This is a genomic window from Campylobacter sp. BCW_4341 (assembly GCF_001764255.1).
Lineage (GTDB): Bacteria > Campylobacterota > Campylobacteria > Campylobacterales > Campylobacteraceae > Campylobacter_D > Campylobacter_D jejuni.
The window spans coordinates 102773-125456 of record NZ_MKAH01000045.1 but is presented as its reverse complement, the minus strand read 5'-3'; the positions used below and the strand labels follow the sequence as shown (position 1 = coordinate 125456).

General features: G+C 33.2%; 20 protein-coding genes, 6 tRNA genes and 1 pseudogene. 24 read left to right on the top strand and 3 right to left on the bottom strand.

Translation table 11 applies throughout. The features are described from left to right. Positions 1-14 precede the first annotated feature (14 nt). The 24 genes and pseudogenes from nssR to AJN70_RS07155 all read left to right on the top strand — a co-directional run bounded on the left by nssR (position 15) and on the right by AJN70_RS07155 (position 21265). Positions 15-611, top strand: coding sequence for a nitrosative stress-sensitive transcriptional regulator NssR (gene nssR, locus AJN70_RS07270; RefSeq protein WP_053872345.1), 597 nt, complete (start codon positions 15-17; stop codon positions 609-611). A gap of 15 nt (positions 612-626) precedes the next feature. Beyond that, the gene (locus AJN70_RS07265) at positions 627-1328 is read left to right on the top strand and encodes an amino acid ABC transporter permease (protein ID WP_002871192.1); all 702 of its coding nucleotides are present in this window, start codon (positions 627-629) and stop codon (positions 1326-1328) included. Beyond that, positions 1321-1977 carry an amino acid ABC transporter permease gene (locus tag AJN70_RS07260; RefSeq protein WP_053872861.1) on the top strand — a complete coding sequence of 219 codons (657 nt, stop codon included), beginning with the start codon at positions 1321-1323 and terminating at the stop codon, positions 1975-1977. Before AJN70_RS07265 ends, AJN70_RS07260 begins: the two co-directional genes overlap by 8 nt. A gap of 1 nt (position 1978) precedes the next feature. Beyond that, positions 1979-2739, top strand: a pseudogene (locus tag AJN70_RS07255) (amino acid ABC transporter ATP-binding protein). A 91-nt stretch (positions 2740-2830) separates the two neighbouring features. Beyond that, positions 2831-2906 (top strand) — tRNA-Thr (locus AJN70_RS07250). A 49-nt stretch (positions 2907-2955) separates the two neighbouring features. Beyond that, positions 2956-3041 (top strand) — tRNA-Tyr (locus AJN70_RS07245). A gap of 6 nt (positions 3042-3047) precedes the next feature. Then, a tRNA-Gly gene (locus AJN70_RS07240) sits at positions 3048-3124 on the top strand. Between the two features lie 104 nt (positions 3125-3228). Beyond that, positions 3229-3303, top strand: a tRNA-Thr gene (locus AJN70_RS07235). A 68-nt stretch (positions 3304-3371) separates the two neighbouring features. Then, positions 3372-4571 (top strand): elongation factor Tu, encoded by a 1200-nt coding sequence (gene tuf, locus AJN70_RS07230; RefSeq protein ID WP_002855271.1) that lies wholly within the window; start codon positions 3372-3374, stop codon positions 4569-4571. Between the two features lie 52 nt (positions 4572-4623). Beyond that, a complete protein-coding gene (gene rpmG / locus AJN70_RS07225; RefSeq protein ID WP_002793551.1) occupies positions 4624-4782 on the top strand; it encodes a 50S ribosomal protein L33 in 159 nt (52 codons plus the stop codon). A gap of 12 nt (positions 4783-4794) precedes the next feature. Beyond that, positions 4795-4870 (top strand) — tRNA-Trp (locus AJN70_RS07220). 18 nt (positions 4871-4888) lie between these two features. Beyond that, positions 4889-5068, top strand: coding sequence for a preprotein translocase subunit SecE (secE, locus tag AJN70_RS07215; RefSeq protein WP_002854985.1), 180 nt, complete (start codon positions 4889-4891; stop codon positions 5066-5068). Positions 5069-5077: 9 nt separating this feature from the next. After that, a complete protein-coding gene (nusG, locus tag AJN70_RS07210; RefSeq protein WP_002851098.1) occupies positions 5078-5611 on the top strand; it encodes a transcription termination/antitermination protein NusG in 534 nt (177 codons plus the stop codon). A 25-nt stretch (positions 5612-5636) separates the two neighbouring features. After that, positions 5637-6062, top strand: a complete 426-nt coding sequence (gene rplK, locus AJN70_RS07205) for a 50S ribosomal protein L11 (protein WP_070210025.1) — start codon at positions 5637-5639, stop codon at positions 6060-6062. Positions 6063-6116: 54 nt separating this feature from the next. After that, positions 6117-6818 carry a 50S ribosomal protein L1 gene (rplA, locus tag AJN70_RS07200; RefSeq protein WP_002854928.1) on the top strand — a complete coding sequence of 234 codons (702 nt, stop codon included), beginning with the start codon at positions 6117-6119 and terminating at the stop codon, positions 6816-6818. A gap of 151 nt (positions 6819-6969) precedes the next feature. Further along, positions 6970-7449: a 50S ribosomal protein L10 gene (gene rplJ, locus AJN70_RS07195; RefSeq protein ID WP_002866976.1), complete on the top strand. Its 480-nt coding sequence runs from the start codon at positions 6970-6972 to the stop codon at positions 7447-7449. 20 nt (positions 7450-7469) lie between these two features. Further along, positions 7470-7847: a 50S ribosomal protein L7/L12 gene (rplL, locus tag AJN70_RS07190; RefSeq protein ID WP_002854820.1), complete on the top strand. Its 378-nt coding sequence runs from the start codon at positions 7470-7472 to the stop codon at positions 7845-7847. Between the two features lie 109 nt (positions 7848-7956). Beyond that, entirely contained in the window at positions 7957-12093 is a 4137-nt protein-coding gene (rpoB, locus tag AJN70_RS07185; protein WP_072223748.1) for a DNA-directed RNA polymerase subunit beta, read from the top strand. After that, a complete protein-coding gene (gene rpoC, locus AJN70_RS07180) occupies positions 12086-16639 on the top strand; it encodes a DNA-directed RNA polymerase subunit beta' (RefSeq protein ID WP_070295649.1) in 4554 nt (1517 codons plus the stop codon). Before rpoB ends, rpoC begins: the two co-directional genes overlap by 8 nt. Positions 16640-16760: 121 nt before the next feature. Then, entirely contained in the window at positions 16761-17147 is a 387-nt protein-coding gene (gene rpsL / locus AJN70_RS07175; RefSeq protein ID WP_002782934.1) for a 30S ribosomal protein S12, read from the top strand. Positions 17148-17216: 69 nt separating this feature from the next. Further along, positions 17217-17687: a 30S ribosomal protein S7 gene (gene rpsG, locus AJN70_RS07170; protein ID WP_002779471.1), complete on the top strand. Its 471-nt coding sequence runs from the start codon at positions 17217-17219 to the stop codon at positions 17685-17687. A 12-nt stretch (positions 17688-17699) separates the two neighbouring features. Then, a complete protein-coding gene (gene fusA / locus AJN70_RS07165; protein ID WP_053872511.1) occupies positions 17700-19775 on the top strand; it encodes an elongation factor G in 2076 nt (691 codons plus the stop codon). A 28-nt stretch (positions 19776-19803) separates the two neighbouring features. Next, positions 19804-19880, top strand: a tRNA-Arg gene (locus AJN70_RS07160). A gap of 182 nt (positions 19881-20062) precedes the next feature. Continuing rightward, complete coding sequence (locus AJN70_RS07155; RefSeq protein WP_070295648.1) at positions 20063-21265, top strand: tyrosine-type recombinase/integrase; 1203 nt, start codon at positions 20063-20065, stop codon at positions 21263-21265. Here the strand turns inward: AJN70_RS07155 and AJN70_RS07150 are convergent. Genes AJN70_RS07150 through AJN70_RS07140 form a run of 3 tightly spaced genes read right to left on the bottom strand, consistent with a single transcriptional unit; the run spans position 21262 to position 22643 of the window. Beyond that, on the bottom strand, positions 21262-21432 hold the full coding sequence (locus tag AJN70_RS07150; protein ID WP_002864902.1) for a helix-turn-helix transcriptional regulator: 171 nt from the start codon (positions 21430-21432) through the stop codon (positions 21262-21264). The two genes, AJN70_RS07155 and AJN70_RS07150, sit on opposite strands and share 4 nt — an antisense overlap. Beyond that, complete coding sequence (locus tag AJN70_RS07145; protein ID WP_070295647.1) at positions 21425-21967, bottom strand: pentapeptide repeat-containing protein; 543 nt, start codon at positions 21965-21967, stop codon at positions 21425-21427. The genes AJN70_RS07150 and AJN70_RS07145 overlap by 8 nt, the downstream gene beginning before the upstream one ends. A 1-nt stretch (position 21968) precedes the next feature. Further along, positions 21969-22643 (bottom strand): antirepressor, encoded by a 675-nt coding sequence (locus AJN70_RS07140; RefSeq protein ID WP_070233384.1) that lies wholly within the window; start codon positions 22641-22643, stop codon positions 21969-21971. Positions 22644-22684 lie beyond the last annotated feature (41 nt).

The window sequence follows — 22684 nt, the reverse complement described above, 5'->3', positions numbered from 1 at the left end:
GGAAAATGTATATAATGAAAGATTATTTAGAACTTTTATCTAGTGTAGGAAAATTAAAAAAATTTCAAAAAAATAGTATTTTATTTTATGAAGGCGAAGAGGCTAAAAAATTTTTTATTTTAATCAAGGGAAAAATACGCATTTATAAAAGTACAGCAAGTGATAAAGAAATTACTTTGCATTATTTTAATCCTCCAAATTTTATAGCAGAAATGCCTGCTTTTAAAAAATTAAATTATCCTGCTAATGCTATATTTGAGGAAGATGGAGAAATTTTGGAAATTGATTTTATTAATTTTCAAAATTTATGCAGTGAAAATAAAGAATTCAATTTTTTACTTATCAGTTCACTTTTTGATAAAATTAAAATTTTAGAAAAGAAATTATCTCAAAATGCATTAGATTTAAGGACGAGATTATTAAAGTATCTTTTGGAAAATGAAAAAAAATTAGATACAATTTCACAAAAACAAATTGCAATTGATTTAAATGTTAGAGCACAATCTTTATCTCGAGTGTTAAAAGAACTTAAAATTTCAGAACTTATTGATACAAAAAAAGGTAGAATTGAAATTTTAAATAAAGATATGATCATGAAAGAACTTTGGTAAAATTTAAGGTAGAGAATGGATTTTGATTTTATATTAGCTCAAGCTCCTGCTTTTTTAACGGCTGCTTGGCTTACGATAAAACTAAGCTTTTTTGGAATTATTTTTTCTTTGATAATAGGCTTGTTTTGTATTTTAATGAGTTATTTTAAAATAAAAATTTTAGAAAATATTTGCAAGCTTTATATAGAGTTTTCAAGAAATACGCCTTTATTAATTCAACTTTTTTTCTTATATTATGCTTTACCTAAATTTAATATACATTTAGAACAAATTCCACCGCTTAGTGTGATTTGTTTAAGCGTAGAAGAAACTTTAAGACCTTCTTTTGCTTGTGCTATAGTAGGACTTAGTTTTTTAGGGGGTTCTTATATGGCTGAGAGTTTAAGGGCGGGATTTGAAGCCATAAGAAAACAGCAGTTTGAAGCCGGACTTTCTTTGGGTTTTTCAAAATTTGGAAATTTGCGTTATGTGATTTTGCCGCAAGCTTTAGCTATTTCTATGCCAAGTATTAGTGCTAATATTATATTTTTAATCAAAGAAACTTCAGTGGTTAGTATTATTGCCTTGCCAGATTTGGTGAATTTAATGAAGAGTTTAAATTCCTTAACCTATAAGACAGATGAGCTATTGTTTTTGTTGTTTATGGGATATTTGTGCATTATTTTGCCTTTGTCTTTTATTTTGCTAAAGTTTGAAAAAAGGTTGATTCATGCTTGAACTTTTAAATACCGATACGCTTTTAAGACTCTGGCAAGGGCTTTTTGTCACTCTTGAAATTTCATTTATCAGCATTATTATTACTTCGATAGGTGGGTTGTTTTTGGGAATTTTAATGAGTTTTAAAAATACCTATATCTATGCTTTTTGTCGTTTAGGTTTAGAATTTGTGCGTGTTATGCCACTTTTGGTATGGCTTTTTGTGGTGTATTTTGGTTTTCCTAGATGGTTTGAGTGGGATTTGAGTTCTGTAAGTGCAGCTATTATTGTCTTTAGCATTTGGGGTTGTTTTGAGATGATGGATTTAGTGCGTGTTTCCTTGCAGAGTATTCCAAAACATCAGTATGAAAGTGCATCATCTTTAGGTTTAAATACGGTGCAAAGTTTTGTTTATATTATTATTCCACAAGCTATGCGTCGTTTAACTCCTATGAGCATGAATTTACTTACTCGCATGATTAAAAGTACAACCTTTGCTTATTTAATCGGTGCGGTAGAGCTTGTAAAAGTAGGGCAACAAATTATAGAATTTCATAATAGAAATGATTTTGCACCTTTTATTATTTATGGTTTGATTTTTTTTATCTTTTTTATACTTTGTTATCCCATCACTTTATATTCAAGAAAATTAGAGAAAAAATGGAGCTAAAATGAGCATACTAAAAATAGAAAATTTACAAAAGTATTATGGTTCGCATCACGCCTTAAAAGATATTAATTTAGAAGTTAAGGCTAAAGAAGTTGTGGTGATTTTAGGTCCTAGCGGATGTGGAAAATCTACGCTTTTGCGTTGTATTAATGGGCTTGAAGAGATTGCAAGTGGTAATATTTATATTGATAATGAGAAAATAGATAAAGATTTTAAAGAATGGCCAAGAATGCGTCAAAAAGTTGGTATGGTTTTTCAATCTTATGAGCTTTTTGAGCATTTAAGTGTTGAAGAAAATATACTTTTAGGGCCTATGAAAGTGCAAAAAAGAAAGAAAGATGAGGTTTTAAAAGAGGCTAAAATTTGGCTTGAAAAGGTGGGGCTTTTGCATAAAATTCATGCTTATCCAAGAGAACTTAGCGGAGGACAAAAGCAAAGAATTGCCATAGTAAGAAGTTTATGTATGAATCCTGAGTTAATGCTTTTTGATGAGGTTACAGCAGCGTTGGATCCTGAGATTGTTAGAGAAGTTTTAGAAGTGATGTTAAATCTTGCAAAAGAGGGTATGACTATGCTTATTGTTACTCATGAAATGGGTTTTGCTAAAGCTGTAGCAGATAAAATTATTTTTATGGATGAAGGAAAAATCATCGAAGAAAATGATCCTAAAAGTTTTTTTGAAAATCCAAAAAGCGAAAGAGCAAAGAAATTTTTAAATTTGTTTGATTATCATAAATAGATAAAAATAATATTGGTTTATGATAATAAACTTTACAAGACTAAAATTTTATAGAAAAACTAAAAAAGTCTTGACAAAAATTTTTTTTTGAGTTATAATCTCACTTTTATTTTTGCTGGTTTAGCTCAGTTGGTAGAGCAGCTGCCTTGTAAGCAGCAGGTCGGGGGTTCAAGTCCCTTAACCAGCTCCATTTATTTTAGCAGTGTTTGACCAGAATATTGAAAAAGCAATATTTTTATGGTGAGTTACTCAAGTGGCCAACGAGGGCAGACTGTAAATCTGCTGGCTTTCGCCTTCCGTGGTTCGAATCCACGACTCACCACCATGCTTTGCGGGAGTAGCTCAGTTGGCTAGAGCATCAGCCTTCCAAGCTGAGGGTCGCGGGTTCGAGTCCCGTTTCCCGCTCCAACAATTTAAAAGAACTGGGAGCTGTATTTTAAAACCTTTAACTTACAGTATATATCCCATTTAAGAGTTTTTGTTGTCTGTTATTGTGTATAATTTTTCTGAGCGCTCGTATGGCTCAGAGGTAGAGCACTCCCTTGGTAAGGGAGAGGTCGCGGGTTCAATTCCCGCTATGAGCTCCATGAATTGAAAAAATTATATAGATATAAGACTTGCTTTGCTCAATTTATTTTTTATACGGAGGAAAAAAATGGCTAAAGAAAAATTTTCACGTAATAAGCCACACGTAAATATTGGTACTATTGGTCACGTTGACCATGGTAAAACTACTTTAACAGCTGCTATTTCTGCTGTTCTTTCTAGAAGAGGTTTAGCAGAGCTTAAAGATTATGATAATATCGATAATGCTCCAGAAGAAAAAGAGCGTGGTATTACTATTGCTACTTCTCATATTGAATATGAAACAGACAATCGTCACTATGCACACGTTGACTGCCCAGGTCACGCAGATTATGTTAAAAACATGATTACAGGTGCTGCACAAATGGATGGAGCGATCTTGGTTGTTTCTGCTGCAGATGGCCCTATGCCACAAACTAGAGAACATATTCTTCTTTCTCGTCAAGTAGGCGTTCCATATATTGTTGTTTTTATGAATAAAGCAGATATGGTTGATGATGCTGAACTTTTAGAGTTAGTTGAAATGGAAATTAGAGAATTATTAAGCTCTTATGATTTCCCAGGCGATGATACACCTATTATTTCTGGTTCTGCTTTAAAAGCTCTTGAAGAAGCTAAAGCTGGACAAGATGGTGAATGGTCGGCAAAAATTATGGATCTTATGGCTGCAGTTGATAGTTATATTCCAACTCCAACTCGTGATACTGAAAAAGACTTCTTGATGCCAATTGAAGACGTTTTCTCAATTTCAGGTCGTGGTACTGTTGTTACAGGTAGAATTGAAAAAGGTGTTGTAAAAGTAGGTGATACTATCGAAATCGTTGGTATTAAAGATACTCAAACAACAACTGTAACAGGTGTTGAAATGTTCAGAAAAGAAATGGATCAAGGGGAAGCAGGAGATAACGTAGGTGTTCTTCTTCGTGGTACTAAAAAAGAAGAAGTTATCCGTGGTATGGTTCTTGCTAAACCAAAATCAATTACTCCACACACTGACTTCGAAGCTGAAGTTTATATCTTAAATAAAGATGAAGGTGGTAGACATACTCCATTCTTTAACAACTATAGACCACAGTTTTATGTAAGAACAACTGATGTTACAGGTTCGATTAAATTAGCTGATGGTGTTGAAATGGTTATGCCAGGTGAAAATGTGAGAATTACTGTAAGCTTGATCGCTCCAGTAGCACTTGAAGAAGGAACTCGTTTTGCTATTCGTGAAGGTGGTAAAACTGTTGGTTCAGGTGTTGTTTCTAAAATTATTAAATAATTTAATAAAGCCAAGTTAAAAGCTTGGCTTTAATTTTTTAAGGAAAATTGAAATGAGAATTAAAGTTGGTTTAAAGTGTGAAGAATGTGGTGATATTAATTATAGCACCTATAAAAATAGTAAAAATACTACTGAAAAATTAGAATTAAAAAAATATTGCCCAAGATTAAAAAAACATACACTTCACAAAGAAGTTAAGCTAAAAAGTTAAGCTTGCGCCCTTAGGGCAATAGCTCCAACGGTAGAGCGCCGGATTCCAAATCCGATGGTTGGGGGTTCGAATCCCTCTTGCCCTGCCATAATTAAGGTTTAAATAAATGGAAAAATTAATAACTTATTTTAAATTATCAAAAGCCGAATTAAGGAAAGTAATTTTTCCTTTAAAAGAACAGGTAAGAAATGCCTATATTACAGTTTTTGTGGTTGTTGCGGTGATTTCTTTGTTTTTGGCGTTAGTGGATTGGCTTATGTCCTCTATTGTTTCTGCGATCGTATAAGGAGAGTAAATGAGTACTCATAAATGGTATGCAATTCAAACTTATGCTGGCAGTGAAATGGCAGTTAAAAGAGCCATTGAAAATTTAGTAAAAGATAACGGAATTGAAGAACAACTTAAAGAAATTGTTGTTCCAACTGAAGATGTTATTGAATTTAAGAATGGAAAAGAAAAGATTAGCGAAAGAAGTTTGTATTCAGGATACGTTTTTGCACTTCTTGATTTAAATACAGAGCTTTGGCATCGCATTCAATCTCTTCCAAAGGTTGGTCGTTTTATTGGAGAATCTAAAAAGCCAACCCCTTTAACAGAAAAAGATATTAATTTGATTTTGGAAAAAGTTCACAATCGTGCAGCGCCTAAACCAAAGATTTCTTTTGAAGAAGGGGAAAATGTGAGAATCACAGAAGGGCCATTTGCAAACTTTACTGCAATTGTAGAAGAGTATGATATGGTTCGTGGTTTATTAAAATTAAATGTTTCTATTTTTGGACGTTCAACTCCAGTGGAGATCTTATATTCTCAAGTTGAGAAAATAATTTAATTTATATCAAGTAAGGAGATTTGTTATGGCTAAAAAAGTCGTAGGCGAAATTAAATTGCAAATTGCTGCCACAAAAGCAAACCCATCACCACCTGTTGGTCCTGCTTTGGGTCAGCAAGGTGTTAATATTATGGAGTTTTGTAAGGCTTTTAATGAAAGAACAAAAGATATGGCAGGTTTTAATATCCCTGTTGTTATCACTGTTTATGCAGATAAAAGTTTTACTTTTATTACAAAACAACCGCCAGCTACGGATTTGATCAAAAAAGCAGCTGGAATTTCTAAAGGTACGGATAATCCACTTAAAAATAAGGTGGGTAAGTTAACTCGTGCTCAAGTTTTAGAAATAGTAGATAAGAAAATTGCAGATTTAAATACTAAAGATAGAGATCAAGCTGTTAAAATTATTGCAGGTTCAGCTCGTTCTATGGGTGTTGAAATCGTAGATTAATCCTTTCACCGCCAAGGTAAAAGGCGGTAGCACTTTAAAATGCGGAGAAAATAAATGGCTAAGATAGCAAAAAGATTAAAAGAATTATCACAAAAAATTGATTCAAATAAAGAGTATGCTTTAAGCGATGCAATTGATACAATAAAGACTTTAAAGTCTGCTAAATTTGATGAGACTGTAGAAATTGCTTTAAAACTTAATGTTGATCCAAGACATGCAGATCAAATGGTAAGAGGATCTGTTGTTTTACCTGCTGGAACGGGTAAAAAAGTTCGTGTTGCTGTAATTGCAAAAGACGCAAAAGCTGATGAAGCGAAAAATGCTGGTGCAGATATTGTGGGTAGCGATGATTTAGTAGAAGAAATTCAAAAAGGTAATATGAATTTTGATGTTTTGATTGCTACTCCAAATTTAATGGGACTTGTTGGTAAAGTTGGTAGAATTTTAGGGCCAAAAGGTTTAATGCCAAATCCTAAAACCGGAACAGTTACTATGGATGTTGCTCAAGCAGTTAATAATGCAAAAAGTGGTCAGGTAAATTTCCGTGTTGATAAGCAAGGAAATATCCATGCAGGTCTTGGTAAAGTAAGTTTTTCCAAAGAACAATTATGGGACAATGTTAGCACTTTTGTAAAGGCAATTAACAAACACAAACCTGCCGCAGCTAAAGGTAGATATATTAAAAATGCGGCTTTATCTTTGACAATGAGCCCTTCTGTAAAGCTTGAAACACAAGAATTGCTTGATATGAAATAAGAGTTGCTTTTTTGCAACTCTTTTGTTTTAAAATAAACATTTGAAAAAATTTTTGATTTTTTGAGATGTTTATTTTAGATTGAAGATAGTCGAGGCATAAGCTTAATTGGATTTCCACTCTACTTGAAATCTCAATCGGAAAGGAGAAAATGTGACTAGAAGCGAAAAAGTTGAGATTATTGCTAAACTTGAAGAAGGTTTTAAAGCTAGTGAAGCTATTGTAGTTTGTAATTACAGAGGTCTTAGCACAAAAAAACTAGAAGAGCTTAGAAATAATGCAAGAGAAAACAATGTAAAAGTTCAAATTGTTAAAAATACTTTGGCTAACATTGCTCTTAACAATTCCGGTAAAACAGGTCTAGTTCTTAAAGATACAAATATTTATCTTTGGGGCGAAGATCAGCTAAGTGTTTCAAAAGTAGCTGCTAAATTTGAAGAAAATAACGATAAATTTGAAATCAAAACAGCTTATATTGAAGGCGAAGTTGCAGATGTTGCTAAGGTTAAAGCTCTTGCTAAAATGCCTTCACGCAATGAGTTGCTTGCTATGCTTTTGCAAGTTTGGAATGCGCCAATTACCAATTTCACAATAGGTTTAAATGCGCTTAAAAATAAAAAAGAATCTGAATAAATTAAATAAAAGGATAAAAAATGGCAATTTCTAAAGAAGATGTATTAGAATATATTTCAAATTTAAGTGTTCTTGAGTTATCAGAACTTGTAAAAGAATTTGAAGAAAAATTTGGTGTGTCTGCTGCTCCTGTAATGGTAGCTGGTGGTGCTGCAGCTGGTGGTGCTGCAGCTGCTGCTGAAGAAAAAACTGAATTTGATATCGTTTTAACTGATGGCGGTGCTAAAAAGATTGAAGTTATTAAAATCGTTCGTGCTCTTACAGGCCTTGGTCTTAAAGAAGCAAAAGATGCAGTTGAGCAAACTCCTTCAACTCTAAAAGAGGGTGTGGCTAAAGCTGAAGCTGAGGAAGCTAAAAAACAACTTGAAGAAGCTGGTGCTAAAGTAGAACTTAAGTAATTTTAAGCTTTAAAGTTTAGAAGAAGATTTGCCAAGGCAAGTCTTCTTTTTTTATTTTTACCTAATTTTTAGGTCTTCTTTTTTAAATTTACAAAATTTACCATGAGGTATGTGCGATATGTTAGATAATAAATTAGGAAATCGTTTAAGAGTAGATTTCTCAAACATTTCAAAACAAATAGAAATCCCAAATCTTCTACAATTACAAAAAAAGAGTTTTGATTATTTTTTAAATCTTGATAATGGTGAAAGTGGTATAGAAAAAGTTTTTAAATCAATTTTTCCTATTCATGATCCGCAAAATAGATTGAGTCTTGAATATGTTAGTAGTGAAATAGGCAAGCCAAAATATACCATTCGCGAATGCATGGAAAGAGGTTTGACTTATTCTGTAAATTTAAAAATGAAAATCCGTCTTACTCTGCATGAAAAAGATGAAAAAACAGGGGAAAAAGTTGGCGTAAAAGATATTAAAGAACAAGAAATTTATATCCGCGAAATTCCTTTAATGACAGATCGTGTATCTTTTATCATTAATGGGGTTGAGAGGGTGGTTGTAAATCAATTACATAGAAGCCCTGGTGTTATTTTTAAAGAAGAAGAAAGCTCAACGGTTGCAAATAAGCTTGTTTATACAGCACAAATTATTCCTGATCGTGGTTCGTGGCTTTATTTTGAATACGATGCCAAAGATGTTTTGTATGTAAGAATCAACAAGCGTAGAAAAGTTCCTGTAACTATGCTTTTTAGAGCTTTAGGGTATAAAAAACAAGATATTATTAAGTTGTTTTATCCTATTCAGACTATACATGTGAAAAAAGATAAATTTTTAACAGAATTTAATCCAAATGATTTTATGGATAGAATAGAATATGATATTAAAGATGAAAAAGGAAAAATCGTTCATCAAGCTGGAAAAAGACTTACAAAGAAAAAAGCAGAACAGCTTATTAAAGACGGTTTAAAATGGATAGAATATCCTGTAGAAATTTTACTTAATCGTTATTTAGCAAATCCTATTATTGATAAAGAAAGTGGAGAGGTTTTATTTGATTCTTTAACTTTGTTAGATGAAAGTAAGCTTGCTAAGATTAAAGAGCAAAAAAGTTTTGATATAGCAAATGACTTGGCTAATGGCGTTGATGCAGCGATTATTAACTCCTTTGCTCAAGATGGAGAAACTCTAAAACTTCTTAAACAAAGTGAAAATATCGATGATGAAAATGATTTAGCTGCGATTAGAATTTACAAAGTTATGCGCCCAGGTGAACCTGTGGTAAAAGATGCAGCGAAGGCTTTTGTAAATGATTTATTCTTCAATCCTGAAAGATACGATCTTACCAAGGTGGGTCGTATGAAAATGAACCATAAGTTAGGTCTTGAAGTGCCTGAGTATGTTACTGTTTTGACTAATGAAGATATTATTAAAACTGCAAAATATTTAATTAAAGTAAAAAATGGTAAAGGACATATTGATGATAGAGATCATTTAGGAAATCGTCGTATCCGTTCTATAGGTGAACTTTTAGCCAATGAGCTTCATTTAGGTCTTGCAAAAATGCAAAAGGCGATCAGAGATAAATTTACTTCTTTAAATGCGGATCTTGATAAAGTAATGCCTTATGATTTAATCAATCCTAAAATGATTACTACAACTATCATTGAATTTTTTACAGGAGGTCAGCTTTCGCAATTTATGGATCAAACCAACCCTTTAAGTGAGGTTACTCATAAGCGTCGTTTGTCAGCGCTTGGTGAAGGTGGGCTTGTAAAAGAAAGAGCAGGTTTTGAAGTGCGTGATGTTCACGCGACACATTATGGTAGAATTTGTCCAGTTGAAACACCTGAAGGTCAAAATATTGGTTTGATTAACACTCTTTCTACTTATGCAAAAGTAAATGAACTTGGCTTTGTTGAAGCACCATATAGAAAAGTTGTAAATGGTAAAGTGACTAATGAAGTTGTTTATCTTACAGCAACACAAGAAGAAGGCTTATTTATCGCACCAGCTTCAACTAAGGTTGATGCTAAAGGCAATATAGTAGAAGAATTTGTTGAGGCTAGACAAGATGGTGAAACTATACTTGCAAGACGCGAAGAAGTGCAATTAATCGATCTTTGCTCAGGTATGGTTGTTGGGGTTGCGGCTTCTTTGATTCCGTTTTTAGAGCACGATGATGCAAACAGAGCACTAATGGGTTCAAACATGCAACGTCAAGCTGTGCCACTTCTTACTGCTTCAGCTCCGATAGTAGGAACAGGTATGGAACAAATTATTGCGCGTGATGCTTGGGAAGCTGTTAAAGCAAAGCGTGGCGGTGTGGTTGAGAAAGTGGATAATAAAAGTATTTTCATTTTAGGTGAAGATGATAAAGGTCCATTTATTGACCATTATACTATGGAGAAAAATTTAAGAACCAATCAAAATACAAATTATATTCAACATCCTATTGTTAAAAAAGGTGATATAGTAAAAGCAGGACAAATTATCGCAGATGGTCCTTCTATGGATCAAGGCGAACTTGCTATAGGTAAAAATGCTTTAATCGCTTTTATGCCTTGGAATGGTTATAACTATGAGGATGCTATAGTTGTAAGTGAGAGAATTATTCGTGAAGATACCTTTACAAGCGTGCACATTTATGAAAAAGAAATTGAAGCAAGAGAACTAAAAGACGGCATAGAAGAAATTACCAAAGATATCCCAAATGTAAAAGAAGAAGATGTTGCACATCTTGATGAGAGCGGTATTGCAAAAATTGGTACTCATATCAAACCAGGTATGATTTTGGTGGGTAAGGTTTCTCCAAAAGGTGAGGTTAAACCAACTCCTGAAGAAAGACTTTTAAGAGCTATTTTTGGGGAAAAAGCAGGACATGTTGTGAATAAATCACTTTATGCAACCGCTTCTTTAGAGGGTGTTGTTGTGGATGTTAAAATTTTCACTAAAAAAGGCTATGAAAAAGATGATCGCGCAATAAAATCTTATGATAAAGAAAAAATGGCTTTAGAAAAAGAACATCATGATAGACTTTTGATGATGGATAGAGAAGAAATGCTTCGTGTTTGTGCTCTTCTTTCCAAAGCCCCTTTAAATAGTGATCAAAAAATTGGAGATAAAAATTATAAAAAAGGACAAACTGCAGATATTAGCGAACTTGAAAAAATCAATCGTTTTACTTTAACAACTTTGATTAAAGCTTATTCTAAAGAGATTCAAAAAGAATACGATGATTTAAAAAATCATTTCCAAAATGAGAAGAAAAAATTAAAAGCAGAACACGATGAAAAGCTTGAAATTTTAGAAAAAGATGATATTTTACCAAGTGGGGTAATTAAGCTTGTTAAAGTTTATATTGCTACAAAGAGAAAGCTTAAAGTCGGTGATAAAATGGCAGGACGCCACGGAAACAAAGGTATAGTTTCAACTATAGTTCCTGAAGTGGATATGCCTTATTTACCAAATGGCAAAAGCGTGGATATTGCGCTTAATCCACTTGGCGTTCCAAGTCGTATGAATATAGGCCAAATTTTAGAAAGCCATTTGGGTTTAATTGGACTTAGACTCGGAGATCAGATTCAAGAAATTTTTGACAGAAAGCAAAAAGATTTTCTTAAAGAATTAAGAGCAAAAATGCTTGAAATTTGTTCTATTCCAAGACTTGCAAGCGAAAAAGAATTTATTAAAAGCTTAAGCAATGAAGAGCTTTTAAACTATGCTAGAGACTGGAGTAAAGGAGTTAAATTTGCTACTCCTGTTTTTGAAGGTGTAAATATAGAAGAATTTAGCAAGCTTTTTGAAATGGCCAAGATAGATATGGACGGCAAAACAGAACTTTATGATGGACGCACGGGTGAGAAAATCGCAGAGCGTGTTCATGTAGGATGTATGTATATGCTAAAACTCCACCACTTAGTTGATGAGAAAGTTCACGCAAGAAGTACAGGACCTTACAGCTTAGTTACCCAACAACCTGTGGGTGGTAAAGCACTCTTTGGGGGACAAAGATTTGGAGAAATGGAAGTTTGGGCACTTGAAGCTTATGGAGCGGCTCATACTTTAAGAGAAATGTTAACCATAAAATCAGATGATGTAGAAGGTAGATTTAGTGCTTATAAAGCATTGACAAAAGGTGAAAATGTTCCAGCAACAGGAATTCCTGAAACATTTTTTGTATTAACCAATGAGCTTAAATCTCTTGCTTTAGATGTTGAGATTTTTGATAAGGATGAAGATAATGAGTAAATTTAAAGTAATAGAAATCAAAGAAGATGCAAGACCTAGAGATTTTGAAGCGTTTCAACTAAGACTTGCAAGTCCTGAAAAAATCAAATCATGGTCTTATGGAGAAGTAAAAAAACCAGAAACTATCAATTATAGAACCTTAAAGCCTGAAAGAGATGGGCTTTTTTGTGCAAAGATTTTTGGACCTATAAGAGATTATGAGTGTCTTTGTGGTAAATACAAAAAAATGCGTTTTAAAGGCGTTAAGTGTGAAAAATGTGGTGTTGAAGTAGCAAATTCAAAAGTGCGTCGTTCTAGAATGGGGCATATTGAGCTTGTAACTCCTGTGGCTCATATTTGGTATGTTAATTCTCTTCCAAGCCGTATAGGGACGCTTTTGGGTGTTAAGATGAAAGATCTTGAGCGCGTGCTTTATTATGAAGCTTATATCGTTGAAAACCCAGGAGATGCTTTCTATGATAATGAAAGTACTAAAAAAGTGGAATATTGCGATGTTTTAAACGAGGAGCAATATCAAAATTTAATGCAACGCTATGAAAATAGTGGCTTTAAAGCAAGAATGGGTGGAGAAGTTGTTCGTGATTTACTTGCAAATTTAGATCTTGTAGCGCTTTTAAATCAGCTTAAAGAAGAAATGGCGGCTACAAATTCAGAGGCTAAGAAAAAAACCATCATTAAACGCTTAAAAGTTGTAGAAAATTTCTTAAATTCAAATTTAAACGCCAATACCGATAGCGATGAAGCCGTACCAAATCGTCCTGAATGGATGATGATTACAAATCTTCCAGTTTTACCGCCAGATTTGCGTCCTTTAGTGGCTTTAGATGGTGGGAAATTTGCAGTTTCTGATGTGAATGACTTATATCGTCGTGTTATTAATAGAAATACACGTCTTAAAAAACTTATGGAACTTGATGCACCTGAAATCATTATAAGAAATGAAAAAAGAATGCTCCAAGAGGCTGTTGATGCACTTTTTGACAACGGTCGTCGTGCTAATGCTGTAAAAGGAGCAAATAAACGCCCATTAAAATCTTTAAGTGAAATTATTAAAGGCAAACAAGGACGTTTTAGACAAAACCTACTAGGTAAGAGGGTTGATTTTTCAGGTCGTAGCGTTATTGTTGTAGGTCCAAAACTTAGAATGGATCAATGCGGTTTACCTAAAAAAATGGCTTTAGAGCTTTTTAAGCCACATCTTTTAGCTAAGCTTGAAGAAAAAGGTTATGCAACCACAGTAAAACAAGCTAAAAAAATGATAGAAAACAAAACTAATGAAGTTTGGGAATGTTTAGAAGAGGTGGTAAAAGGGCATCCTGTTATGTTAAACCGTGCGCCTACTTTGCATAAACTTTCTATCCAAGCTTTTCATCCTGTTTTAGTGGAAGGTAAGGCTATACAACTTCATCCTTTGGTTTGTGCAGCATTTAACGCGGACTTTGACGGGGATCAAATGGCAGTGCATGTACCGCTTTCTCAAGAGGCCATTGCAGAATGCAAAGTGCTTATGCTTTCATCAATGAATATTCTTTTGCCGGCAAGCGGTAAGTCTGTAACCGTTCCATCTCAAGATATGGTTTTAGGGATTTATTATCTTTCACTAGAAAAAGCTGGTGCTAAAGGTTCGCATAAAATTTGTACAGGTATTGATGAAGTGATGATGGCGCTTGAAAGCAAGTGTTTGGATATTCATGCGAGTATACAAACTATGGTAGATGGTAGAAAGATTACCACTACAGCAGGAAGATTGATTATTAAATCCATTTTACCTGATTTTGTGCCTGAAAATAGTTGGAATAAAGTCTTAAAGAAAAAAGACATTGCCGCGCTTGTGGATTATGTTTATAAACAAGGTGGTTTAGAGATTACAGCAAGTTTCTTGGATAGACTTAAAAATTTAGGTTTTGAGTATGCAACTAAAGCAGGTATTTCAATTTCGATTGCAGATATTATTGTTCCTAATGACAAGCAAAAAGCTATCGATGAAGCAAAAAAACAAGTAAGAGAAATTCAAAATTCTTATAATCTTGGTTTGATTACTTCAGGGGAAAGATACAATAAAATCATTGATATTTGGAAAAGTACAAATAATGTCCTTTCAAAAGAGATGATGAAGCTTGTAGAAAAAGATAAAGAAGGTTTTAACTCTATTTATATGATGGCAGATTCTGGTGCTAGGGGTAGTGCGGCTCAAATTTCTCAGCTTGCTGCGATGAGAGGACTTATGACTAAACCTGATGGTTCTATTATCGAAACTCCTATTATTTCGAATTTCCGTGAAGGGCTAAATGTTCTTGAATACTTTATTTCAACTCACGGTGCTAGAAAAGGTCTTGCAGATACCGCTCTTAAAACAGCAAATGCGGGTTATTTGACAAGAAAACTTATCGATGTTGCACAAAATGTAAAAATTACTATTGAAGATTGTGGAACGCATGAAGGTGTTGAAATCAATGAAATTACCGCAGATAGTTCTATTATAGAAACTTTAGAAGAAAGAATTTTAGGCAGGGTTTTAGCTGAAGATGTGATCGATCCTATTACAAATTCTGTGCTTTTTGCAGAAGGTACTTTAATGGATGAGGAAAAAGCAAAAATTCTTGGAGAAAGCGGTATAAAAAGTGTCAATATCCGCACTCCTATTACTTGCAAAGCTAAAAAAGGAATTTGTGCAAAATGTTATGGTATCAATCTTGGCGAAGGTAAATTAGTAAAACCAGGTGAAGCAGTAGGAATTATTTCCGCTCAATCTATCGGCGAGCCAGGGACGCAGCTAACTCTAAGAACTTTCCACAGCGGGGGGACTGCAAGTACGGATTTACAAGATAGACAAGTAAGCGCACAAAAAGAAGGTTTTATAAGATTTTATAATCTTAAAACTTATAAAAATAAAGAAGGTAAAAATATCGTAGCAAATCGTAGAAATGCGGCGATTTTACTTGTGGAGCCAAAAATCAAAACTCCATTTAAAGGTGTGATTAATATAGAAAATATTCATGAAGATGTGATTGTTTCTATTAAAGATAAAAAACAAGAAGTAAAATACATACTAAGAAAATACGATCTTGCTAAACCAAATGAATTAGCAGGCGTAAGTGGTAGTATAGATGGAAAACTTTATTTGCCATATCAAAGTGGTATGCAAGTAGAAGAAAATGAAAGTATCGTGGAAGTGATTAAAGAGGGTTGGAACGTTCCTAATCGTATTCCTTTTGCGAGTGAAATTTTAGTAGAAGATGGCGAGCCCGTGGTACAAAATATCAAAGCAGGAGAAAAGGGAACGCTTAAATTTTATATCCTTAAAGGCGATGGTTTAGATAGAGTAAAAAATGTTAAAAAAGGCGATATTGTTAAAGAAAAAGGATTCTTTGTGGTGATTGCTGATGAAAATGATAGAGAAGCAAAAAGACACTATATCCCAAGAGAATCTAAGATAGAATTTAATGATAGTGAAAAAATCGATGATGCAAATACCATCATTGCAAGTGCTCCTAAAAAAGAAAGAAAAGTGATTGCAGAATGGGATGCTTATAATAATACTATCATTGCAGAAATTGATGGTGTTATAAGCTTTGAGGATATTGAAGCAGGTTATAGTGCTGATGAGCAAATTGATGAAGCTACAGGTAAGCGTTCTTTAGTGATTAATGAGTATTTGCCAAGCGGAGTTAGACCAACTTTGGTAATTGCAGGAAAAGGTGATAAGGCTGTGCGTTATCAGCTTGAACCAAAAACCGTTATTTTTGTTCATGATGGTGATAAAATCGCTCAAGCAGATATTTTAGCAAAAACTCCAAAAGCTGCAGCTAAATCAAAAGATATTACAGGAGGTCTTCCAAGAGTTTCTGAACTTTTTGAAGCAAGAAAACCAAAAAATGCGGCTGTGATTGCAGAAATTGATGGTGTTGTTCGTTTTGATAAACCTTTGCGTTCTAAAGAAAGAATTATTATCCAAGCAGAAGATGGTACAAGTGCTGAGTATTTAATAGATAAATCAAAACACATTCAAGTAAGAGATGGCGAGTTTATCCATGCAGGTGAAAAACTTACAGATGGAGTTGTTTCAAGTCATGATGTGCTTAAAATTTTAGGTGAAAAAGCCTTGCATTATTATTTGATTTCTGAAATTCAACAAGTTTATCGCGGACAAGGTGTTGTGATTTCTGATAAACATATAGAAGTTATCGTTTCTCAAATGCTAAGACAAGTAAAAGTTGTAGATAGTGGACATACGAAATTTATCGAGGGTGATTTGGTTTCAAGACGTAAATTCCGTGAAGAAAACGAAAGAATCATTAGAATGGGTGGAGAACCTGCTATTGCTGAGCCTGTGCTTTTAGGTGTAACAAGAGCAGCGATTGGAAGTGATAGTGTGATTTCTGCAGCTTCATTCCAAGAAACTACTAAAGTTCTAACCGAAGCAAGTATAGCGGGTAAATTTGACTACTTAGAAGATTTAAAAGAAAATGTTATTCTAGGTAGAATGATACCTGTTGGAACAGGGCTTTGTGGTGAACAAAATTTAAAACTTAAAGAACAAGAATAACTTTTTATCAATAGCCCTTTTTTAGGGCTATATTTCCTCATTTAAATATTTTTTAACTAAATTATAAGCAAAAATTAGATATCATCCAAGGTTTATTACATTTTTAAAGAAAGGAATTATTGTGCCTACCATAAATCAATTGGTTAGAAAAGAGCGCAAAAAAGTTTTAGAAAAATCTAAATCTCCAGCGCTTAAAAATTGTCCACAAAGAAGGGGAGTTTGCACTAGGGTTTATACTACAACACCTAAAAAACCAAACTCAGCGTTAAGAAAAGTTGCCAAAGTAAGACTTACTAGTGGCTTTGAAGTGATCAGCTATATCGGCGGTGAAGGTCATAACTTGCAAGAACACAGCATTGTTTTAGTGCGTGGCGGTAGGGTAAAAGACTTACCAGGGGTTAAATATCACATCGTTCGTGGTGCTCTTGATACAGCAGGTGTTGCAAAAAGAACAGTTTCTCGTTCTAAATATGGTGCTAAACGCCCTAAAGCAGGCGCTGCAAAATAATCATTCATACAGACAAATCCGTTAGATTTGATTTTGTTTGAGTAAAATTTAAAATTTGAAGGAAAAATAATGAGAAGAAGAAAAGCTCCGGTAAGAGAAGTCTTGCCTGATCCGATTTATGGTAATAAAGTAATCACAAAATTTATTAATTCTTTAATGTATGATGGTAAAAAAAGCACAGCTACAACAATTATGTATGGTGCTTTAGAAGCTATTGATAAAAAAGGTGGCGAGAAAAAAGGTATTGATATTTTTAATGATGCGATTGAAAATATCAAGCCTTTATTAGAAGTGAAATCTCGTCGTGTAGGTGGTGCAACCTATCAAGTTCCAGTAGAAGTTCGCCCTGCTAGACAACAAGCTTTGGCGATTCGTTGGATTATTTCTTTTGCAAGAAAAAGAAGTGAAAGAACTATGATTGATAAACTTGCAGCTGAGCTTTTAGATGCTGCTAATAGCAAAGGTGCTTCATTTAAGAAGAAAGAAGATACTTATAAAATGGCTGAAGCAAATAAAGCATTTGCTCACTATCGTTGGTAAGAAGGAGTGTGTATGTCAAGAAGTACTCCTTTAAAAAAAGTTAGAAATATCGGTATTGCTGCTCACATCGATGCGGGTAAAACGACTACATCTGAAAGAATTCTTTTCTTTACAGGCATGAGTCATAAAATCGGTGAAGTTCATGATGGTGCTGCAACTATGGACTGGATGGAACAAGAGAAAGAGCGTGGGATTACTATCACTTCTGCGGCTACAACTTGTTTTTGGAAAGACCATCAAATCAACCTTATTGACACTCCAGGCCACGTTGATTTTACAATTGAAGTTGAAAGATCTATGCGTGTTCTTGATGGTGCTGTTGCGGTATTTTGTTCAGTGGGTGGGGTGCAACCTCAAAGTGAAACAGTTTGGAGACAAGCAAATAAATACGGTGTTCCAAGAATAGTATTTGTAAACAAAATGGATAGAATCGGTGCAAATTTTTACAATGTAGAAGATCAAATTCGCAACCGTTTAAAAGCTAATCCAGTTCCACTTCAAATTCCAATTGGTGCTGAGGATAATTTTAAAGGCGTAATCGATCTTGTAACTATGAAAGCTTTAGTTTGGGAAGATGATACTAAGCCAACTGATTATGTAGAAAAAGAAATTCCAGCTGAACTTAAAGAAAAGGCAGAAGAATATCGTACAAAAATGATAGAAGCAGTTTCTGAAACTTCAGATGAGTTGATGGAAAAATATTTAGGCGGAGAAGAATTAAGCCTTGAAGAGATTAAAACAGGGATTAAAGCAGGATGTTTAAGTCTTTCTATCGTTCCTATGCTTTGCGGTACAGCGTTTAAAAATAAAGGGGTTCAGCCTTTACTTGATGCTGTTGTGGCTTATTTACCAGCTCCTGATGAAGTGGCAAATATCAAGGGTGAATATGAAGATGGCACAGAAGTTTCTGTAAAATCAACCGATGATGGCGAGTTTGCAGGACTTGCATTTAAAATCATGACAGATCCATTTGTAGGACAACTTACTTTCGTGCGTGTTTATCGCGGTTGTTTAGAAAGCGGTTCTTATGCTTATAACTCAACTAAAGATAAAAAAGAAAGAATTGGTCGTTTGTTAAAAATGCACTCTAACAAAAGAGAAGAGATTAAAGTGCTTTACGCAGGAGAAATTGGTGCTGTTGTAGGACTTAAAGATACTTTAACAGGGGATACTCTTGCAAGTGAAAAAGATAAGGTAATCCTTGAAAGAATGGATTTTCCAGATCCAGTTATTTCTGTTGCAGTTGAGCCAAAAACTAAAGCTGATCAAGAAAAAATGTCTATTGCTTTAAATAAATTAGCACAAGAAGATCCAAGTTTTAGAGTTTCTACAGATGAAGAAAGTGGTCAAACTATTATTTCAGGTATGGGTGAGTTACACCTTGAAATTATCGTTGATAGAATGCTTCGTGAATTTAAAGTTGAAGCTGAAGTAGGTCAACCACAAGTTGCTTATCGTGAAACTATTAGAAAAGCTGTTGAACAAGAATACAAATACGCTAAACAATCAGGTGGTCGTGGTCAGTATGGACATGTATTCTTACGCCTTGAACCACTTGAGCCAGGTAGTGGATATGAATTTGTTAATGATATCAAAGGTGGGGTGATTCCAAAAGAATACATTCCTGCAGTTGATAAAGGTGTTCAAGAAGCATTACAAAATGGTGTTTTAGCAGGTTATCCTGTAGAAGATGTTAAAGTAACTGTTTATGATGGAAGTTATCACGAAGTGGATTCATCTGAGATGGCGTTTAAACTTGCTGCTTCTATGGGCTTTAAAGAAGGTGCTAGAAAAGCAGGCGCTGTGATCTTAGAGCCTATGATGAAAGTCGAAGTAGAAACTCCTGAAGATTACATGGGTGATGTTATTGGCGATCTTAACAAACGTCGTGGTCAAGTAAATAGCATGGATGAGCGTGGTGGAAATAAAATCATCACAGCATTTTGTCCTTTGGCTGAAATGTTTGGTTATTCAACTGATCTTAGAAGTCAAACTCAAGGTCGTGCGACTTATTCTATGGAATTTGATCACTATGATGAAGTTCCTAAAAATGTTGCGGATGAAATCATCAAAAAAAGAAACGGTTAAATTTTTAGCGGGATTTTTCCCGCTTTCTGTCCTCGTAGCTCAGCAGGATAGAGCGCAAAATTCCTAATTTTGAGGCCGTGAGTTCGAATCTCGCCGTGGACACCAAGTAGTAATTCATTAAGTAATATTAAGACACAAAATACACTATTTTAACAACTTTTCTACATTAAAATTTTTCATTATGATTGAAATTTTTTCTATTTTTTCTTATAATTCTGTAGCCATTTATGTAGCCAAAGTAAAAAAGCTAATTCTGGCTACAAAAATACTAAAAAAAGGTTTTTTTAATGCTAACTCAAAAAGATATAGATAATTTAGAAATAAAAGATAAAAGGTATATGATTAGCGTAGGAGAACCAAAAGAATTATATGTCCGAGTTAATCCAACGGGTAAAAAAGTTTTTTATTTAAGAGCTTCAAAATTTAAAAATTTTATAACAATAGGGGAATGCCAAAAAGGTGTTTTAAATGTTACAAATGCAAGAGAAAAGGCAAAAGAGCTCTTAAAATCAATGTATGATGGAAAATTTATCGGCAAAAATGATAAGGTTATGACACTTGAAAAAGCAAATTTTCTTTATGTTGATATAAAATCTAAAAAATTAAATTCAGCTACAATCAAAAAAGAACAGTCAATTTTTAAAAAATATATTGTTCCCACTTTGGGACAAAAAGATATAAATGAATTGAAAAAAGATGATTTTCTACCTATTTATGATTTAATGCAGAAAAAAGGAATATACGAAACAATAAAGAAAAATATATCTTTGCTATGTAGGATATTTGAGATTAGTAGACAAAGAGGCGATTTAAAAACAGATATAATACTTCAATTGAAAGATTTAAAGAAATTTTACAATGAAGCAAATCATAATAAAGTTAAACATTTTAAAGCTATAGTAGAAGAACAAGAAATAAAAAATATGTTAGAATGTATGAAAGAATATAAAAATCATCCACGGACAAATACAACTATAATTAATGCAATTTATTTTACGCTGTTAACAGCACAAAGAAGTAAAAATATTCGATTTGCTAAATGGAGTGATATTGACTTTGAAAACAATCTTTGGATTATAAAAGCAGATGAAATGAAAGTAAGATCTAATGGTGATAATATTATCCCTTTAAATAAATATGCTTTAAAGATACTAGATATGCAAAGAATTTTAAATGGAGATAAAAAGTATATTTTCGCTAATAATAATGGAACTATTAGCGAGAATTTTGCTGTAAGATTTTTTAAATTTTATAATTTAGAGCACACTATACATGGATATCGTTCTACTTTTAGAAGTGTTTATACTAATAAAAGCAATGAGTTAATTCAGCAAGGTATTAGTAAAGATATAGCAGAAATGATATTACATCATATAAGCGGCAATGAAATAGAAAGGGCTTACAACAGAGCCAAGGCAATTGATTTAAGAGCAAAACTTATGCAATGGTATGGAAATTACTTAAACTCTCTTTGTGAGTTTTGCTTTTAATGTCTCTTAGCTTTAAGCCATTTTTCTATTTCTTTTATTTCATATCTTATGGATTTTCCTATGCGAATGTAAGGTATTTTACCATCTTGTCTTAACTTAAATAATGATGTTATACTAACTCCTAAATATTCGCTCAATTCTTTTTCTCTAAAATATTTTTTAACCATTTTCAACTCCTAATCTTTTATCTATAATTTCAAAAATAGTATCCTTGTAATAACTCCAAAGCCATTTCTGTTCTTCATCTTCTAAATCATCAACGCTTAAATTACGCCATTCTTTTATTGTTTTAGTATCACAACCTAAATTCATCATAGTTTTTGTAAAAGTCATAACATAGGTATCAACGACAACACTAAAGATATTTTTCATATCTCCTATACAGTCCCTAAGATCTACATTTTCAAATATACAATTTTCAAATTCTGTTCTTAGAAAATTACAAAAATTAAAACTTGCTCCACTAAAATCGCAATCTATAAAAGATGCATTCTTGCTTGAAATATCATTTAAATTAGCGTTTTTAAAACTAGCACCATTTATAAATACATTATCAAAATCCAAACCACTTAAATTTAGATTTTCTAAGTTTGCATCATTTAAAGAAATACCTTCTAAAATGCAATACTCAACTAATTCTTTTTCATTTTTTCTATCATCTTTGATAATGATAGTTTCATCAAGTCTTTTTAAAATTCCCATCTCATCTCCTTAATATTTTTTTCCATTTTTCTTCGTATTCATCATAATTTTGCCAATAATCAAGAGTTTGTTTTAGCTTCTTAACAACAGCATCCCAAGTTGTCATTTTTGTACTTTCTAATGCTATTTTTTCAGCCAAAAATTCAAATTCCCACTCTTTAAAGCAAAGCATATTATAATCCTTAGCTAGTATTTTTCTAAGCTCTAGTAATTCTTCCTTGCTAAGCTTTCTTTTAAAGCTTAGTTCATTCTTGTGTTCTAAGTCGTATTGTAAGGCTTTAATTTTGTTTTCATATTTCTCCTTTTGTTGTTTAAGCTGTGATTTATAACCTATCTTTTGATGATGATTTAAAGAATTAAGCCTTAGATTTTCATCGCTTAGGGTTTTAAATCTAGCCTGTGTTTGCTCTCTTAAAAGCTTAGCTACTTTTTTGCGGTATTCTTTAGCCTTAGGACTTTTTATAAAAAAGCCTAGCATATAAACACCTTCTAAGGTCCATTTGATTACTCTTTGCCTTCCGCCTTTGGTTTGCTCATAATCATAGAAATAGTGTATATTTTCTATGAGTTCATCGGCGTGATAGTTTTTAGTGCTATTTATGTTTTGTTTTGAAGTTTCATAAGATATTGCAACTTCTGTATTTAAAAAAATTGTTTTTTGGGTTAAAGTTTGCATAATTACTCCTGCTTTTTAATTTAAAAGCAAGAGTGTTTGTA

Bases quoted from the DNA above. Each gene is read 5' to 3' on its own strand.
- AJN70_RS07265 (WP_002871192.1), top strand. From the start codon at position 627: ATGGATTTTGATTTTATATTAGCTCAAGCTCCTGCTTTTTTAACGGCT.
- AJN70_RS07140 (WP_070233384.1), bottom strand. From the start codon at position 22,643: ATGCAAACTTTAACCCAAAAAACAATTTTTTTAAATACAGAAGTTGCA.
- AJN70_RS07260 (WP_053872861.1), top strand. From the start codon at position 1,321: ATGCTTGAACTTTTAAATACCGATACGCTTTTAAGACTCTGGCAAGGG.
- nusG (WP_002851098.1), top strand. From the start codon at position 5,078: ATGAGTACTCATAAATGGTATGCAATTCAAACTTATGCTGGCAGTGAA.
- rpmG (WP_002793551.1), top strand. From the start codon at position 4,624: ATGAGAATTAAAGTTGGTTTAAAGTGTGAAGAATGTGGTGATATTAAT.
- rplK (WP_070210025.1), top strand. From the start codon at position 5,637: ATGGCTAAAAAAGTCGTAGGCGAAATTAAATTGCAAATTGCTGCCACA.
- AJN70_RS07155 (WP_070295648.1), top strand. From the start codon at position 20,063: ATGCTAACTCAAAAAGATATAGATAATTTAGAAATAAAAGATAAAAGG.
- rpoB (WP_072223748.1), top strand. From the start codon at position 7,957: ATGTGCGATATGTTAGATAATAAATTAGGAAATCGTTTAAGAGTAGAT.
- fusA (WP_053872511.1), top strand. From the start codon at position 17,700: ATGTCAAGAAGTACTCCTTTAAAAAAAGTTAGAAATATCGGTATTGCT.
- tuf (WP_002855271.1), top strand. From the start codon at position 3,372: ATGGCTAAAGAAAAATTTTCACGTAATAAGCCACACGTAAATATTGGT.
- AJN70_RS07145 (WP_070295647.1), bottom strand. From the start codon at position 21,967: ATGGGAATTTTAAAAAGACTTGATGAAACTATCATTATCAAAGATGAT.
- rpsG (WP_002779471.1), top strand. From the start codon at position 17,217: ATGAGAAGAAGAAAAGCTCCGGTAAGAGAAGTCTTGCCTGATCCGATT.
- nssR (WP_053872345.1), top strand. From the start codon at position 15: ATGAAAGATTATTTAGAACTTTTATCTAGTGTAGGAAAATTAAAAAAA.
- AJN70_RS07150 (WP_002864902.1), bottom strand. From the start codon at position 21,432: ATGGTTAAAAAATATTTTAGAGAAAAAGAATTGAGCGAATATTTAGGA.
- rpoC (WP_070295649.1), top strand. From the start codon at position 12,086: ATGAGTAAATTTAAAGTAATAGAAATCAAAGAAGATGCAAGACCTAGA.
- secE (WP_002854985.1), top strand. From the start codon at position 4,889: ATGGAAAAATTAATAACTTATTTTAAATTATCAAAAGCCGAATTAAGG.
- rplL (WP_002854820.1), top strand. From the start codon at position 7,470: ATGGCAATTTCTAAAGAAGATGTATTAGAATATATTTCAAATTTAAGT.
- rplA (WP_002854928.1), top strand. From the start codon at position 6,117: ATGGCTAAGATAGCAAAAAGATTAAAAGAATTATCACAAAAAATTGAT.